Origin of the sequence: Serratia sp. EWG9 (genome assembly GCF_019913725.1) — a bacterium.
Taxonomy (GTDB): Bacteria; Pseudomonadota; Gammaproteobacteria; order Enterobacterales; family Enterobacteriaceae; genus Serratia; species Serratia ureilytica.
This window is the reverse complement of the sequence record NZ_JADNRO010000004.1, coordinates 182,683-198,725: the sequence shown is the minus strand read 5'-3', so window position 1 is coordinate 198,725 and position 16,043 is coordinate 182,683. Positions and strand designations below refer to the sequence as shown.

The window sequence follows — 16,043 nt, the reverse complement described above, 5'->3', positions numbered from 1 at the left end:
GAGGGATACCTTGCCCGAAAGCAGGGTATCGCTTGGTTAATCCAGCTTGTTCTCTTTCAGGAAACCTTCCCCACCCAACTGGCGCATTTGGCGCATAATCCACTGCTGTCGCTGCGCCACATAACCGGACGGCGCATCGGCCCTGAAGCGATGCGGATTCGGCAATACCGCCGCCAGCAGCGCCGCTTCGGCCGCGGTCAGGCGCTTGGCCGGCTTATGGAAAAAGCGCTGTGAAGCCTCTTCCACGCCGAACACCCCGTCGCCGAACTCCACGATGTTCAGATACACCGTCAGAATACGCCGCTTGGTCCACACCAGCTCGATGCCCGACGTCAGCCCGGCCTCCAATCCTTTGCGCAGCCAGCTGCGGCCATCCCACAAAAACAGGTTCTTGGCGGTCTGCTGCGACAGCGTGGACGCGCCGCGAATGCGCGTCGGGCGCTTCTCGTTGTGACTGAGCGCCTTTTCAATGGCCGCCACATCGAAGCCCCAATGGTCTGGAAACTTCTGATCTTCCGCCGCCATCACCGCCAGCGCCATCTGCGGCGAAATGTCGTCCATCGACACCCAGTCCGAATGAGCGACGTAGCCGAAGTCGCCGCTCAGCCAGGCGCCGACCTGCCGCTCCACCATCACGGCGGAAAACGGCACCGGCAGGAAGGCGAAGGCCACAATGCCCAACACCCACAGGCCGATAATCGCGATGACGCCGCGTTTCAGCCAATACCACGGACGCAGCCGCCGCCATCCGCCGACCGATTTACTCATTCAGCCAGTTCCAGCACCCGCGCCACCAGTTTATCGATGCCGACGGCCGCCTGCGCGATCGACGGCGCCAGCATATAGGCTGGCGTGGTCACGATCTTGTGCTCGCTGTCCACCACGATGTCGTCCACCGGGCAAATCACCGGCTCGCCGCCCATGGCGTCAATCACTTCTCCCAGGTCGGGATCGTTGCCAATGGTCAGCCGCGCTTGTTGATCGAGCAGCTTCGGCAACAGCGCCGGTGCGATGCACATCAGGCCAATTGGTTTGTTGGCCTTATGCATCTCGCGCGTCAGACGTGCCAACGCTTCATCGACCCAACATTCCGCGCCGGCCTCGGCGAAATTGCTGAGATTCTTGGCGGCGCCAAAGCCGCCGGGCACAATCAGCGCATCCAGCTGCGCGGCCTCGGCCAGCGCCAACGGCTGCACTGCGCCGCGGGCAATGCGCGCCGATTCAATCAGGACGTTGCGCGATTCCGCCATCTCTTCACCAGATAAGTGATTAATAACATGGCGTTGCGGTTTATCAGGCGCAAAACACACCGCCTGCGCGCCGGCACGGTCCAGCGCCAGCAGCGTCAGCACCGCTTCGTGGATCTCCGTACCGTCATAAACGCCGCTGCCGCTGAGGACTACACCCACCTTTTTCATCACTCTTCCTCCTGTCGCTGCTGTCAACTGGTTCGTGCTCGGAGTTGACAAACACTAATCTACATCACACATTTTAATGAATCTTCTAACAAGAGCGCTTACATTTGCTATGTTGTTGGCTGTATGATGTTTAGGAATTCGCTACAACCTGCTCGACCAGAACACTGAAACCAATACGCAGGTTCACAATTTCCCTGGTGTTGGCGCAATATTCGCGCACCCCGGCTCACGTCGGGGTCATTTTTTTTCAGCGTTCTCTACCCAAGCCCGCAGTACCTGCACGTCGTTGCGCCACTCTTGCTTCAGCTCATCTACCCAGTCCTGCACGTTATCCCACCAAGCCGGCAGCGTCGGCGTTTGAATCTGTTGCGCCAACTGCTGCAGGTGACGCAGGCCGACCGAACCGGCGGCGCCCTTGATCTTGTGCCCTTCCTCGGTGATGCCTTTCTGATCGCGCGCCGTCATGTTGGAATCCAGCACCGCCAGATAACCCGGCATCATCTGTTCGAACATCTCCAGACTTTGATGGATCAACTGCGGGCCAACCAGGTCCATGTACTGCTCCAGCATCGCGGTATCGAGTAACGACTCATTAATCTGCATCGCCTTGTGCTCCGTTTTCTTAGAAGTGTGAGAAGGTTGATGATCCCAATAGTGTTTGATGACCTTGGTCAGCGCCGGCACCGACAGCGGCTTGCTCAGCACATCGTCCATGCCCGCCTCGAGATACTCTTTTTTGTCTTTCAGCACGTTGGCGGTCAGAGCCACCAACGGCGGCAGCGCCTGTCCGGCGTAACGCTCGCGCAGCGCCCGGGCGATATCCAACCCGGTCATGTCCGGCAGTTGGATGTCCAGCAGCACCAGATCGAACTCGTCCGGATCGAACATCGCCAGCGCGTCATGGCCGTTCATCGCCACCTCGACGCTGTTGCCCAGCTTCTCCAGCACCGAGCGCGCCACGATCACGTTCAGTTCGATATCTTCCACCAGCAGGATGTGCAGCGCCGGCAACGGCAGCTCCTCTTCCTCCGGCGCCGCGCTGACGGCTTCCTGCACCGCCGGCGCCTTGATGGTCAAAGTGAAGCAAGAACCGTGCCCTTGTTCGCTGCGCACGGTAATGTCGCCGCCCATGCTCTGCGCCAGCCGTTTGGAGACCGCCAGCCCGATGCCGGTGCCGGTGGCCGGACGGCCGCCGCGCTGATCTTTCACCTGATAATACATGGCGAAGATCTTGTCCTGCTCGTCCTGCGGGATGCCCATGCCCGAGTCTTCCACTTCGAACACCAGCTTCTCCTGCGCCTCGCGCCGCACGCGCACCACAATTTGCCCCTGCTGGGTAAATTTCACCGCGTTGCCGATCAGATTCCACAAGATCTGCCGCAGGCGCGTGCCGTCGGTCACGATCTGCTGCGGCAGCGGCGTCTGCGGCTCCATGATGAACTGCAGCCCTTTCGGCTGCGCCAGCAGGCCCGAGAGGTTCTCCAGATCCGCCAGGAAACCGGTGAAGTCCACCGGCTGGTTGTCGAGCTGCACCTTGCGCCGCTCGAGCTTGTCCATTTCGATAATGTCGTTGAAGATATTGCCGAGGGTGATGGCGCTGACGTGAATGGTCTTCAGGTATTTCAGTTGCTCGTCGTTCAGCTCGGTATCAAGCAAAATGCGGCTCAGGCCGACGATGCCGTTAAGCGGCGTACGCAGCTCGTGGCTGATCGTGGAGATAAAGGTGGTCTTCTCCCTGCTGGCGTTCTCCAGCGCGTCCTGGTAGCGCTTACGCTCGGTAATATCGCGGCCGAAGCCCATCAGCCCGTGGCGTTTGCCCACCCGGTCGTAAAACGGGACCTTGCGCAGCTCGAAACAGGCCTTGCGGCCGTCGGGATACACCAGCCATTGTTCGTAGGTCAGCGAAACGTTGTGGCGGAACACCTTCTCGTCGGTCTCAATGACCTTTTCGGCGATCTCCTGGCCGTAGACGTCGAACGGCGTCAGGCCGATCAGCTGTTTCTCGCTCTTGCCGGTCAGCAGTTCCATCGCGCGGTTACAGCCGGAAAACTCTTTGTCTTCGTTGCGGTAGTAGACCAAATCCGGCGAGGCATCGAGGAAGGAACGCAGCAGCGCCGATTGCTGGCCCAGCTCAATCTGCGCCTGCTCGCGCTGCTCCATCTCTTCCGTCAGCTTTTCCATCACCTGCAGGCGCTCTTCTTCCGCTTTGATACGGTCGGCGATCTCCTGATTCAGCTGGCTGATATTGTCTTTGAGCTGCTGATTAAGCTCCAGATCGCGGTGGCGCATCTCTTCCAGCTTGTCCACCAGCCGCGCCAGCCGTTGGCGCGACTCTTCCAGCTGTTCCACTACCACCGAGAGAAAGTAGACCGCCCACGGGGTGATCAACAGACCGAAGAAGATTGAACGCACCACGTCGATGCTTTCCACTTCGCCGCGCAGCAGCATGGTCACCGCCATCTGCACCACCATCGCCAGCACCACCAGCGCCGAGGCCAGCAGCAGCGAGAAGCGCACCAACCCCAGTTTCACCATTAAATCAACGTAGTACTGGGCCAACACCCGGATTTGCTTCATAGCGGCTCCCATCAGACACAATCTTTTGAATCATACCGTAAAACCGCGATGAGATAAGGCGGCAAACGCCGAAGTGTGGCAAAGATTGCACTTCAGAGCGGCATTCCGGGGCGGTAGCGCCGCTTTTCATCCAGCGCGCTGCCCTGCCCGCCGTATTGCTGCAGATAAGCACCGACCGCCTGCATGCCGCTCCAGCGGTTTTCGCACCACAGCGGCGCCAGCAGCGTCGGCCGACGGGCGCTGGCGGAAAGACGGTGGTACACCACCCCGCCCGGTGTATGGCGGACCATCTCCCCGGCGCTGGCGGCGTAGTCCTCCAACGCCAGTTCGGGCAACCGCCCGGCATGCCACGCCCGCGCCAGGGTACTGCCGGTGACGACGTGCAGCGGATGCAGTTTGATGCCATCCACGCCGGTCTCCGTCACCCGCTGCAGCGTGAGCAGATGATCGCGCTGAGTTTCTCCCGGCAGCCCGACGATCAGATGGCAGCACACCTTCAGCCCGCGCTGCCGGGCCAGTCGCGCAGTCTGCTGATAACAGCGAAAATCATGGCCGCGGTTGATGCGCTTCAGCGTTTTATCGTGCGCCGTCTGCAACCCCAGCTCCAGCCACACTTCATAGCCTTGCTCGCGGTATCCCGTCAGCAGATCCAGCGCGGCGGGCGGCACGCAGTCCGGCCGGGTGCCGACGCACAGGCCGACCATGGCGCTCTGCGCCAACGCCTGCCGATACATCGTCTCCAGCCGTTCAACCTCCGCATAGGTGCTGGTATAGGCCTGGAAATAGGCCAGATAGCGCCGCGCCCGATCGGCCCGCGCGGCCTGCTGCGCCAGCTGTTCGGTAATGCTCTGGCGTTGCATCGCTTCATCGGCGAACGAGGCGACATTGCAGAACGTACAGCCGCCGCGCCCCAACGTGCCGTCGCGGTTAGGGCAGCTGAATCCGCCGTGCAGCGTGAGTTTATGGATCTTTTCGCCATAGCGGCGCTGGAGATCCGCGCCAAACATATTGACTAATTGCGGCAACTGCATAATCTTGGTGGTTCTCTGTGTTCAAAGCCGCGATGCTAATAAGAAACGGTTTTTCCCGCGATGACAGAGATCAACGCTTTCCCCGCAAGGCGCCATCAGGCATAACTATTCATCATAAACGCAAATCAATTCACTCTAATTCTGATGAATTATTCTAATCGTCACGCAACCGTTAACGGCAATATGACAACACGGTGAAAAATAGTCATAAACATCAGCTAAGCAATATCTTATAGAATAAAATTCTGGCATTACCCCCCGCACTAGCATGGTGCAGAGATTAAGAGGTTGCACTATAGTGAGACAGCTCACACTTCTGCAGGGATCGGCGTTGCCCCACGATAGTGCAAAAATGCATTAAATTACTTATTTATCAAATAAATAAACATCATTAATTCGATAAGAATCTATCTTAAGCCCACATTTGACCTGCGAATTCTTTCTCGCTAAGTTGGAAGTCCGCTGGAAGCTTTCTGGACGGGCAAACGTCTCGTCATATTTATGCAGTAATTGAAGACTCCCTCTTAAAACAAGTCCTATACCACTTGTGAGACCGTCACGAGAGGCCATTGATGGAGGGCGGAAAAGCAGATTGGCGGGGTTAACTTGCTGATTGGACTTCTGCCTGAAATTGGGAAGCCCCCTCGCAGTAGGTTGTGAGAGTCACGCAGAGCCTGGGGAGGTTCACGATATGTTGTACGATAAATCCCAAGAGAGGGACAACTGTGGTTTCGGCCTGATCGCCCATATAGAAGGCGAACCTAGCCACAAGGTGGTGCGCACCGCCATTCACGCGCTGGCCCGCATGCAGCACCGCGGCGCGATCCTCGCCGACGGCAAGACCGGCGACGGCTGCGGCCTGTTGCTGCAAAAACCCGATCGTTTCTTCCGCATGGTGGCGGAAGAGCGCGGCTGGCGTTTGGCCAAGAACTACGCCGTCGGCATGATGTTCCTCAGCCAGAATGAAGAGGAAGCGCGCCTCAGCCGCCGCATCGTGGAAGAAGAGCTGCAAAACGAAACGCTGTCGATCGTCGGCTGGCGCGAAGTGCCGACCAACCCGGACGTGCTGGGTGAAATCGCCCTCTCCTCCCTGCCGCGCATCGAGCAAATCTTCGTTAACGCCCCGGCCGGCTGGCGCCCGCGTGATATGGAGCGCCGCCTGTTCGTGGCGCGTCGCCGCATCGAGAAACGCGTGCAGGACGACAGTTTCTACGTCTGCAGCTTCTCTAACCTAGTGACGATCTATAAAGGCCTGTGCATGCCTGCGGATCTGCCGCGCTTCTATCTCGATCTGGCGGACCTGCGCCTGGAGTCGGCCATTTGCCTGTTCCACCAGCGCTTCTCCACCAACACCGTGCCGCGCTGGCCGCTGGCGCAGCCGTTCCGCTATCTGGCGCACAACGGCGAAATCAACACCATCACCGGCAACCGCCAGTGGGCGCGCGCCCGTACCTATAAATTCCAAACGCCGCTGATCCCGGATCTGCAGGCCGCCGCGCCGTTCGTCAACGAAACCGGCTCCGACTCCAGTTCGCTGGACAACATGCTGGAGCTGCTGCTGGCGGGCGGGATGGATCTCATCCGCGCCATGCGCCTGCTGGTGCCGCCGGCCTGGCAGAACAACCCGGACATGGACGGCGATCTGCGCGCCTTCTTCGACTTCAACTCGATGCACATGGAGCCGTGGGACGGCCCGGCCGGCATCGTGATGTCCGACGGCCGCTACGCCGCCTGTAACCTCGATCGCAACGGCCTGCGCCCGGCGCGCTACGTGATCACCAAAGACAAGCTGATCACCTGCGCCTCCGAAGTCGGCATCTGGGATTACCAGCCGGATGAAGTGGTGGAAAAAGGCCGCGTCGGCCCCGGCGAGCTGATGGTGATCGACACCCGCAGCGGCCGCATCCTGCACTCGGCGGAAACCGACAACGATCTGAAAAGCCGCCACCCGTATAAAGAGTGGATGGAGAAAAACGTCAAACGCCTGGTGCCGTTCGAAGATCTGCCGGACGATCAGGTCGGCAGCCGCGAGCTCGACGACGCGCAGCTCGAAACCTATCAGAAACAGTTCGGCTACAGCAGTGAAGAGCTGGATCAGGTGATCCGCGTGCTGGGCGAAATTGGCCAGGAAGCCACCGGTTCGATGGGCGACGATACCCCGTTCGCCGTGCTCTCCAGCCGGCCGCGCATCGTTTACGACTATTTCCGCCAGCAGTTCGCGCAGGTCACCAATCCGCCGATCGATCCGCTGCGTGAAGCGCACGTCATGTCGCTGGCCACCAGCATCGGCCGCGAAATGAACGTGTTCTGCGAAGCCGAAGGCCAGGCGCACCGCCTGAGCTTCAAATCGCCGATCCTGCTGTACTCCGATTTCAAACAGCTCACCACGCTGGAAGGCGAATACTATCGCGCCGAGACCCTCGATCTGACCTTCGATCCGCAGCAGCAGGATCTGGAGCAGACCATTCGCGCCCTGTGCGACGAAGCGGAACGTAAGGTGCGCGAAGGCGCGGTGCTGTTGGTGCTGTCCGACCGCGCCATCGCGCCCGGCCGCCTGCCGGTGCCTGCTCCGATGGCAGTCGGCGCCGTGCAAACCCGCCTGGTGGAAAAAAGCCTGCGCTGCGACGCCAACCTGATCGTTGAAACCGCCAGCGCCCGCGATCCGCACCACTTCGCCGTACTGCTCGGCTTCGGCGCGACCGCCATCTATCCGTATCTGGCCTATGAAACCCTGGCCAAGCTGGTGGACAGCCAGGCGATCGACAAGAAATACCGCGACGTGATGCTGAACTACCGCAACGGCATCAACAAAGGTCTGTACAAGATCATGTCCAAGATGGGCATTTCGACCATCGCCTCTTACCGCTGCTCCAAGCTGTTCGAAGCGGTCGGCCTGCACCGCGATCTGGCGGATCTGTGCTTCCAGGGCGTGGTCAGCCGCATTGGCGGCGCCAGCTTCAGCGATTTCCAGCAGGATCTGCAGAACCTTTCCAAGCGCGCCTGGCTGAAACGCAAACCGCTGGAGCAAGGCGGCCTGCTGAAATTCGTGCACGGCGGCGAATACCACGCCTACAACCCGGACGTGGTGAACTCGCTGCAAAAAGCGGTACACAGCGGCGAGTACAGCGACTATCAGGCTTACGCCAAGCTGGTGAACGAGCGGCCGGTCGCCATGCTGCGCGATCTGCTGGCCATCACGCCGAAAGGCGAACCGATCCCGGTCGATCAGGTCGAACCGGCGGAATCGCTGTTCAAACGCTTCGACACGGCGGCGATGTCGATCGGCGCGCTGAGCCCGGAAGCGCACGAATCACTGGCGATCGCCATGAACGGCCTCGGCGGCTTCTCCAACTCCGGCGAAGGCGGCGAAGATCCGGCGCGCTACCGCACCAACAAGGTGTCGCGCATCAAACAGGTGGCCTCCGGCCGCTTCGGCGTAACGCCGGCCTACCTGGTGAACGCCGACGTGATCCAGATTAAGGTGGCGCAAGGCGCCAAGCCGGGCGAAGGTGGCCAGCTGCCGGGCGACAAAGTCACCCCGTACATCGCCAGACTGCGTTACTCGGTGCCGGGCGTGACGCTGATCTCCCCGCCGCCGCACCACGACATCTACTCGATCGAAGATCTGGCGCAGCTGATCTTCGATCTGAAGCAGGTCAACCCGAAGGCGGTGATCTCGGTGAAACTGGTGTCCGAGCCGGGCGTCGGCACCATCGCCACCGGCGTGGCGAAAGCCTATGCCGATCTGATCACCATCGCCGGTTACGACGGCGGCACCGGCGCCAGCCCGCTGTCCTCGGTGAAATATGCCGGCTGCCCATGGGAACTGGGCCTGGTGGAAACCCAGCAGGCGCTGGTGGCCAACGGTCTGCGCCACAAGATCCGCCTGCAGGTGGACGGCGGCCTGAAAACCGGCGTGGACATCGTCAAAGCGGCGATCCTGGGCGCGGAAAGCTTCGGCTTCGGCACCGGGCCGATGGTGGCGCTGGGCTGCAAATACCTGCGCATCTGCCACCTCAACAACTGCGCGACCGGCGTCGCGACGCAGGACGACAAGCTGCGCCGCGATCACTACCACGGCCTGCCGGAACGCGTGACGAATTACTTCCAGTTTATCGCGCGTGAAACCCGCGAGATCATGGCGCAACTGGGCGTGAGCCAGTTGGTGGATCTGATCGGCCGCACCGAGTTCCTGACCGAGCTGGACGGCATTTCCGCCAAGCAGAACAAGCTGGATCTGTCGCCGCTGCTGAAAACCGCCACGCCGCATCCGGGCAAAGCGGTGTACTGCACCGAAAGCAGCAACCCGGCGTTCGACAAGGGCCTGCTGAACAAAGAGCTGCTGGCGCAGGCGCAGCCGCATATCGAAGCGAAACAGGGTAAAACCTTCTACTTCGACATTCGCAACACTGACCGCTCCGTGGGCGCCATGCTGTCCGGCGCTATCGCCAACGTGCACGGCGATCAGGGCATGGCGGCCGATCCGATCAAGGCGCACTTCTCCGGCACCGCCGGGCAGAGCTTCGGCGTCTGGAACGCCGGCGGCGTCGAGCTGACCCTGACCGGCGACGCCAACGACTATGTCGGCAAAGGCATGGCCGGCGGCAGCATCGCGGTGCGTCCGCCGATCGGCTCCGCCTTCCGCAGCCATGAAGCCAGCATCGTCGGCAACACCTGCCTGTACGGCGCCACCGGCGGCAAGCTGTTCGCCGCCGGCCGCGCGGGCGAGCGTTTCGCGGTGCGCAACTCCGGCGCCATCACCGTGGTGGAAGGCATCGGCGACAACGGCTGCGAATACATGACCGGCGGCATCGTCTGCGTGCTGGGTAAAACCGGCATCAACTTCGGCGCCGGCATGACCGGCGGCTTCGCCTACGTGCTGGACGAAGACGGCGAGTTTCGCAAGCGCGTGAACCCGGAGCTGGTGGAAGTGCTGGATGTCGATCAGTTGGCGATCCATGAGGAGCATCTGCGCGGCCTGATCACCGAACACGTGCAGGCGACCGGCTCTTCCCGCGCGGAAGAGATCCTGGCCAACTGGCCGGAGTGGGCGCCGAAGTTCGCCCTGGTCAAACCGAAGTCCAGCGATGTCAAAGCGCTGTTGGGTCACCGTAGCCGTTCCGCAGCCGAGCTGCGGGTGCAGGCGCAGTAAGAGGTAGGTCATTAATGAGCCAGAACGTTTATCAATTTATCGACCTGCAGCGTGTTGATCCGCCTAAGAAACCGCTGAAGATCCGCAAAATCGAGTTCGTCGAGATCTACGAACCGTTTTCGGAAACCCAGGCCAAAGCCCAGGCGGACCGCTGTCTGTCCTGCGGCAACCCGTATTGCGAGTGGAAGTGCCCGGTGCACAACTACATCCCGAACTGGCTGAAGCTGGCCAACGAAGGCCGCATCATGGAAGCGGCGGACCTGGCGCATCAGACCAACAGCCTGCCGGAGGTGTGCGGCCGCGTATGCCCGCAGGATCGCCTGTGCGAAGGGTCTTGCACCCTGAACGACGAGTTCGGCGCGGTCACCATCGGCAATATCGAGCGTTACATCAGCGATAAGGCCATCGAAATGGGCTGGAAGCCGGACATGTCGCACGTGCAGCCGACCGGCAAGCGCGTGGCGATCGTCGGTGCCGGCCCCGCCGGGCTGGCCTGCGCTGACGTGCTGACCCGCAACGGCGTTAAGGCGGTGGTGTATGATCGTCATCCTGAGATCGGCGGTCTGCTGACCTTCGGCATCCCGGCCTTCAAGCTGGAAAAGGAAGTGATGGTCAAACGCCGCGGCATCTTCAGCGAGATGGGCATCGAGTTCCAGCTGAATACCGAAGTGGGCAAAGACGTCAGCATGGAGACTTTGCTGAGCGAGTACGATGCGGTGTTCCTCGGCGTCGGCACCTATCAATCGATGCGTGGCGGGCTGGAGAATGAGGATGCGCAGGGCGTGTACGACGCGCTGCCGTTCCTGATCGCCAACACCAAGCAGCTGATGGGGTATGAAACCGAGCAGCACGAGCCTTATGTCAGCATGGAAGGCAAACGGGTGGTGGTGCTGGGCGGCGGCGATACCGCCATGGACTGCGTGCGCACCTCGGTGCGTCAGGGCGCGACGCAGGTCACCTGCGCCTACCGCCGCGACGAGGCCAACATGCCGGGCTCCAAGCGCGAAGTGAAGAACGCCCGGGAAGAAGGGGTGGACTTCCAGTTCAACCTGCAGCCGCTGAGCATCGAACTGAACAGCGCCGGCCGCGTGGCCGGGGTGAAAATGGCGCGCACTCAGTTGGGTGCGCCGGATGCCAACGGCCGCCAGGCGGCGGAGCAGGTGCCGGGTTCCGAGCACGTGATCGACGCCGACGCGGTGGTGATGGCGTTCGGCTTCCGCCCACACCGCATGGACTGGCTGGCGGCGCACGACGTGCAGCTCGATAAACAGGGCCGCATCGTGGCGCCGGAAGGCAGCGACAACGCGTTCCAGACCAGCAACCCGAAAATCTTCGCCGGTGGCGACGCGGTCCGCGGCTCCGACCTGGTGGTGACGGCGATCGCCGAAGGCCGCAAAGCGGCAGACGGCATCATGAACTACCTGGAAGTGTAAACCTTCCGTACCGCCAAAGGCCCGGCACATTGCCGGGCCTTTGTTTTAACCGGCCACGCTTTGTAACAACCTCCCCCCTCCTCACTGCCTCAACGCGCTATAGTATTGAGTTAGCACCATTGCAGGGCGCGGCTGCGCCTGACACCGAGATAAGGATAGCGAACATGAAATGCTCCATTTCCCTGTTGGCCGGCGCACTGCTGGCCGTCAGTTTCAACGCCTCAGCCCTGGCGCTGGATTCGCAGGAGGTCGGTTACAATATCGAAGCGCGCGGCGCGCGGCCGGTCGTGGCGCAGTTGGGCAAGGCCGGGCAGTTCAGCGCCGTGGAAAACAGCATCCGGTTGGGGGACGACAACTGGATTGCCCTGGCGCCCAAGCTGGCCGGCGGCGGCAATGCCGGATTTACCGCCGGCATTAAATCTGCCCTCTCCGCCGCCCTGATCTACAACCCGGCGGCGGTATTGCAGGCGCTCAACAAAGGCAACGATCTGCCGCTCAATGACATCTGTACCGCGCCGCCGGAAGTGCAAGGCGACACCGCCATCACCAGCTTCCGTGAGCGCGCGGCCCGCGCGCTGTCCACCGTGCGCGTAGGCGATCTCAGCGCGCCGCGCGATGCCTGCATTGCCGCCTTGAAAGGCTGATCGCTTCGTCCGGGCAAAAAAAAGCACCCGATGGGGTGCTTTTTCGTTTGTTCACGCGGGCTTATTTCACCACGCGCAGCGCCGGGCGGCCACCGCGCGGCGGCTGCGGCGGTTCGTCGTCCGGGCCGTCATCTTCCGCGGTATCCGGGCGATCGCCGTCGATCACTGACATCAACGTTTCCGAAGGGATCGTCTCATTGTCCAAACCTTCGAACACGCCTTCGCTTTCGTCGTAGGCGGCTTCCGGTTCAAACATCGTGCCGGCGCCGTTCTCACGCGCATAAATCGCCAGCACGGCGGCCATCGGCACCGAAACCTGGCGCGGCACGCCGCCGAAGCGCGCGTTGAACTGCACGTCTTCGTTGCCCAACGCCAGGTTGCCTACCGCGCGCGGCGCGATATTCAACACGATCTGGCCATCGCGCGCGAACTCCATCGGCACCTGAACATCAGGGCGAGTCACGTCGACCACCAGGTGCGGCGTCAGCTGGTTATCCAGCAGCCAGTCATAGAACGCCCGCAGCAGATACGGGCGACGCGGCGTCATCTGAGACATGTCCATCGCGCTTAGCCCCGGGTTTGCAGGCGCATTTCACGCTCGGCTTCGGTCAGGGAAGCCAGGAAAGCGTCGCGTTCGAAGACGCGGGTCATGTAGCCTTTCAGCTCTTTGGAGCCGGCGCCGCTCAACTCGATGCCCAGCTGCGGCAGACGCCACAACAGCGGTGCCAGGTAGCAATCCACCAGGCTGAACTCTTCGCTCATGAAATACGGCGCCTGGCCGAAAATAGGCGCGATCGCCAGCAGCTCTTCACGCAGCTGGCGGCGGGCGGATTCCGCTTCCTGACCGCTGCTCTTCTCGATCTTGTCCATCAGCGAGTACCAGTTCTTCTCGATGCGCAGCATCATCAGACGGCTCTCACCACGGGCAACCGGGTAAACCGGCATCAGCGGCGGGTGCGGGAAGCGCTCATCCAGGTATTCCATGATGATGCGGGATTCATACAGGGTCAGTTCGCGATCGACCAGCGTAGGCACCGTCTGGTAAGGGTTGAGGTCAATCAGATCTTGCGGCAGGTTATCCATTTCGACCTGCTCGATCTCGACGCTGACACCTTTCTCCGCCAGTACGATGCGTACTTGATGGCTAAAAATGTCGGTCGGGCCAGAGAACAGCGTCATTACCGAACGTTTGTTGGCAGCGACAGCCATGAAAACCTCCAAGTTATCTAGAAAATACTGCGAATAGCCAACTGACAGGCTGCTATCCTGAATAATCTTGCCGCAGGCCGGCAGCACGCAGCGCGACCCGAACCCATAAAAAACCGGCCCAGGAGGTCAACTGCACGGCGAACAGGCGCAAAAGTGGGTGATAGTTTACCAGATTTTGCTTGTTTTGTGGGGGCGCTGCGGCGAATTCATGTTGAATTGTCTGATATGCCACAGATTTTAGTCGGGGACGGCGGATTTCAGGCATAAAAAAACCCGGTGAAGCACCGGGTTTTTTGCGTAAATCGCACTGCCGAAGCAGCGGAAATTAACGCTTGGAGAACTGCGGACGACGACGTGCTTTACGCAGACCGACTTTCTTACGTTCAACCTGACGAGCGTCACGGGTGACGAAGCCAGCTTTACGCAGTTCAGAACGCAGAGTCTCATCGTACTCCATCAGTGCACGGGTGATACCGTGACGGATGGCGCCAGCTTGACCGGAGATACCACCACCTTTAACGGTGATGTACAGATCCAGTTTGCCAACCATGTCGACCAGTTCCAGCGGCTGACGAACTACCATGCGGGCAGTTTCGCGACCGAAGTACTGTTCCAGGCTGCGCTGGTTGATAACGATGTTACCGTTGCCCGGCTTGATGAAGACGCGAGCGGCGGAGCTTTTGCGGCGACCAGTGCCGTAGTATTGATTTTCAGCCATTGCCATTAATCCCGATTAAATGTCCAGAACTTGCGGTTGCTGTGCCGCGTGATTGTGCTCGGTGCCCGCGTAAACTTTCAGTTTACGGAACATAGCACGACCCAGCGGGCCCTTTGGCAGCATGCCTTTAACCGCGATTTCAATCACGCGCTCAGGACGGCGGGCAATCATCTCTTCAAAGGTCGCTTGCTTGATACCACCGATGTGGCCGGTGTGGTGGTAGTACACTTTGTCTGTACGCTTGTTGCCGGTTACAGCAACTTTGTCAGCGTTCAGAACGATGATGTAATCACCGGTATCCACGTGCGGGGTGTATTCCGCTTTATGCTTGCCGCGCAGGCGACGAGCCAGTTCAGTAGCGAGACGGCCTAAAGTTTTACCATCTGCATCAACAACGTACCAGTCGCGTTTTACGGTTTCTGGTTTAGCTGTAAAAGTTTTCATTAGAAAGCTTACCCAATAATTAGTTACACGTTGGTGAACACCCAAACGCTCGAAAACAGTTGAGGCTCACACGACCATACAAGTCCAGCAAACCTACCCCTTCGAATAGCCATTGCCGGCACTATAAAGTTTTTGGGAAAAAAACTTTGTTGTAACGTGGGGTCGCAAGATTATAGAGAAGTCGCTCACAAAGATCGAACGGTTTTTGAATGGAAAATAAATTTATCGCCGGCGGCGGACAACCGGCGATACGGCGGCGGCAAGCCCGGCAGACTCAGGGCAAATGCGGCAGCTTGAGGTACTCTTCGCTCTGCATTTCCTGCAGGCGCGACAGGCAGCGCTGGAATTCAAATTTCAGCTGCACCCCCTGATAGATCTCGAACATCGACGCTTCGGCGCCGATCACCAGCTTGATGTGCCGCTCGTAGAATTCGTCCACCAACGCCAGGAAACGGCGCGCGGTATTCTCTTTCAGCGGCCCCATCACCCGCACATTATACAGGATCACGCTGTGATACAGCCGCGACAGCGCGATGTAGTCCAGTTGGCTGCGCGCCTCTTCGCACAGCGTGTGGAAATCCACCGCCAGCACGCCGTCCACCGAACGGATAGCCTGCAGCGGCCGATGGTTGATCTGCAGCACCGGCGCGTCCTCCCCCGCCTTGCCCGCCAGCTTAACGAACATCCGATCCAGCGTCTCGCGCGTCTGGTCGCTCAGCGGCGTCAGGTAGAGGTGCGCCTGGGTCAGGGTACGCAGACGATAGTCGATGCCGGCGTCGACGTTCATCACGTCGCAGTACTCGTTGATCAGATCGATGGCCGGCAGGAAACGCGCCCGCTGCAGACCGTTGCGGTACAGATCGTCCGGCGGGATGTTCGACGTGGCCACCAGCGTGATGCCGCGCGCGAACAGCGCCTGCAGCAGCGTGGCCAGCAGCATGGCGTCGGTGATGTCGGACACGAAGAATTCGTCGAAACACAGCACGTCGGTCTCGGCCTTAAAGCCGTCGGCGACGATTTCCAGCGGGTTTTCCCGCCCCTGCAACTCGGTCAGCTCTTCATGCACCCGCAGCATGAAGCGGTGAAAGTGCAGACGCATTTTGCGATCGCCCGGCAAACTGTGGAAGAACATATCCATCAACCAGGTTTTGCCGCGCCCGACGCCGCCCCACATATACAGCCCCTGCACCGGGCGCTGCGGCGCCGTGTCGCCGCCCTTGCCCAGCAAGCGGCTGAGCTTACCGCGCAGCCCGCCGGCAGGCGCGCTCGCCGCCGGCTTTTGCAACAGAGCCTGATAAATGCGATCCAGTTGAGTGACGGCCCGGCGTTGAACCTCATCGGCCTGATATTCCCCCGCATCCAGCGCCTGCTGGTAGCGAGATAACGGTGATAGTGCCTGCATCTGTTCGATGTTCCC

General features: G+C 60.5%; 12 protein-coding genes. 3 read left to right on the top strand and 9 right to left on the bottom strand.

Annotated elements, in window-relative coordinates; translation table 11 throughout:
- Window positions 1-36: 36 nt before the first annotated feature.
- From mtgA to ITX55_RS11620, 4 genes are all read right to left on the bottom strand, one after another.
- The gene (mtgA, locus tag ITX55_RS11635; RefSeq protein ID WP_108682052.1) at window positions 37-768 is read right to left on the bottom strand and encodes a monofunctional biosynthetic peptidoglycan transglycosylase; all 732 of its coding nucleotides are present in this window, start codon (window positions 766-768) and stop codon (window positions 37-39) included.
- Window positions 765-1,418, bottom strand: coding sequence for an isoprenoid biosynthesis glyoxalase ElbB (elbB, locus tag ITX55_RS11630; RefSeq protein WP_033644510.1), 654 nt, complete (start codon window positions 1,416-1,418; stop codon window positions 765-767). The genes mtgA and elbB overlap by 4 nt, the downstream gene beginning before the upstream one ends.
- Before the next feature lie 237 nt (window positions 1,419-1,655).
- Window positions 1,656-3,995, bottom strand: a complete 2,340-nt coding sequence (arcB, locus tag ITX55_RS11625) for an aerobic respiration two-component sensor histidine kinase ArcB (protein ID WP_033644509.1) — start codon at window positions 3,993-3,995, stop codon at window positions 1,656-1,658.
- 92 nt (window positions 3,996-4,087) lie between these two features.
- On the bottom strand, window positions 4,088-5,026 hold the full coding sequence (locus ITX55_RS11620) for a TIGR01212 family radical SAM protein (protein WP_108682054.1): 939 nt from the start codon (window positions 5,024-5,026) through the stop codon (window positions 4,088-4,090).
- A gap of 691 nt (window positions 5,027-5,717) precedes the next feature.
- Here ITX55_RS11620 and gltB point away from each other — a divergent pair.
- The 3 genes from gltB to ITX55_RS11605 all read left to right on the top strand — a co-directional run bounded on the left by gltB (window position 5,718) and on the right by ITX55_RS11605 (window position 12,255).
- On the top strand, window positions 5,718-10,178 hold the full coding sequence (gene gltB / locus ITX55_RS11615; RefSeq protein ID WP_060660210.1) for a glutamate synthase large subunit: 4,461 nt from the start codon (window positions 5,718-5,720) through the stop codon (window positions 10,176-10,178).
- Window positions 10,179-10,192: 14 nt separating this feature from the next.
- Window positions 10,193-11,611 (top strand): glutamate synthase small subunit, encoded by a 1,419-nt coding sequence (locus tag ITX55_RS11610; RefSeq protein WP_072626927.1) that lies wholly within the window; start codon window positions 10,193-10,195, stop codon window positions 11,609-11,611.
- Between the two features lie 164 nt (window positions 11,612-11,775).
- A complete protein-coding gene (locus tag ITX55_RS11605) occupies window positions 11,776-12,255 on the top strand; it encodes a hypothetical protein (RefSeq protein ID WP_072626926.1) in 480 nt (159 codons plus the stop codon).
- Between the two features lie 61 nt (window positions 12,256-12,316).
- Here ITX55_RS11605 and sspB read toward each other — a convergent pair whose 3' ends face one another.
- From sspB to zapE, 5 genes are all read right to left on the bottom strand, one after another.
- Window positions 12,317-12,817, bottom strand: coding sequence for a ClpXP protease specificity-enhancing factor (gene sspB, locus ITX55_RS11600; protein WP_025304365.1), 501 nt, complete (start codon window positions 12,815-12,817; stop codon window positions 12,317-12,319).
- Between the two features lie 5 nt (window positions 12,818-12,822).
- Window positions 12,823-13,464: a stringent starvation protein SspA gene (gene sspA / locus ITX55_RS11595; protein WP_004937082.1), complete on the bottom strand. Its 642-nt coding sequence runs from the start codon at window positions 13,462-13,464 to the stop codon at window positions 12,823-12,825.
- Window positions 13,465-13,789: 325 nt separating this feature from the next.
- Window positions 13,790-14,182 carry a 30S ribosomal protein S9 gene (gene rpsI, locus ITX55_RS11590; protein ID WP_004937080.1) on the bottom strand — a complete coding sequence of 131 codons (393 nt, stop codon included), beginning with the start codon at window positions 14,180-14,182 and terminating at the stop codon, window positions 13,790-13,792.
- A 15-nt stretch (window positions 14,183-14,197) separates the two neighbouring features.
- Window positions 14,198-14,626 carry a 50S ribosomal protein L13 gene (gene rplM / locus ITX55_RS11585; protein ID WP_004937079.1) on the bottom strand — a complete coding sequence of 143 codons (429 nt, stop codon included), beginning with the start codon at window positions 14,624-14,626 and terminating at the stop codon, window positions 14,198-14,200.
- Between the two features lie 274 nt (window positions 14,627-14,900).
- Window positions 14,901-16,028: a cell division protein ZapE gene (zapE, locus tag ITX55_RS11580; protein WP_033644501.1), complete on the bottom strand. Its 1,128-nt coding sequence runs from the start codon at window positions 16,026-16,028 to the stop codon at window positions 14,901-14,903.
- Window positions 16,029-16,043: the final 15 nt, after the last annotated feature.

Coding starts and splice junctions, on each gene's coding strand:
- elbB (WP_033644510.1), bottom strand. CDS start 1,418: ATGAAAAAGGTGGGTGTAGTCCTCAGCGGCAGCGGCGTTTATGACGGT.
- arcB (WP_033644509.1), bottom strand. CDS start 3,995: ATGAAGCAAATCCGGGTGTTGGCCCAGTACTACGTTGATTTAATGGTG.
- sspA (WP_004937082.1), bottom strand. CDS start 13,464: ATGGCTGTCGCTGCCAACAAACGTTCGGTAATGACGCTGTTCTCTGGC.
- rpsI (WP_004937080.1), bottom strand. CDS start 14,182: ATGGCTGAAAATCAATACTACGGCACTGGTCGCCGCAAAAGCTCCGCC.
- mtgA (WP_108682052.1), bottom strand. CDS start 768: ATGAGTAAATCGGTCGGCGGATGGCGGCGGCTGCGTCCGTGGTATTGG.
- sspB (WP_025304365.1), bottom strand. CDS start 12,817: ATGGACATGTCTCAGATGACGCCGCGTCGCCCGTATCTGCTGCGGGCG.
- ITX55_RS11620 (WP_108682054.1), bottom strand. CDS start 5,026: ATGCAGTTGCCGCAATTAGTCAATATGTTTGGCGCGGATCTCCAGCGC.
- ITX55_RS11610 (WP_072626927.1), top strand. CDS start 10,193: ATGAGCCAGAACGTTTATCAATTTATCGACCTGCAGCGTGTTGATCCG.
- zapE (WP_033644501.1), bottom strand. CDS start 16,028: ATGCAGGCACTATCACCGTTATCTCGCTACCAGCAGGCGCTGGATGCG.
- rplM (WP_004937079.1), bottom strand. CDS start 14,626: ATGAAAACTTTTACAGCTAAACCAGAAACCGTAAAACGCGACTGGTAC.
- gltB (WP_060660210.1), top strand. CDS start 5,718: ATGTTGTACGATAAATCCCAAGAGAGGGACAACTGTGGTTTCGGCCTG.
- ITX55_RS11605 (WP_072626926.1), top strand. CDS start 11,776: ATGAAATGCTCCATTTCCCTGTTGGCCGGCGCACTGCTGGCCGTCAGT.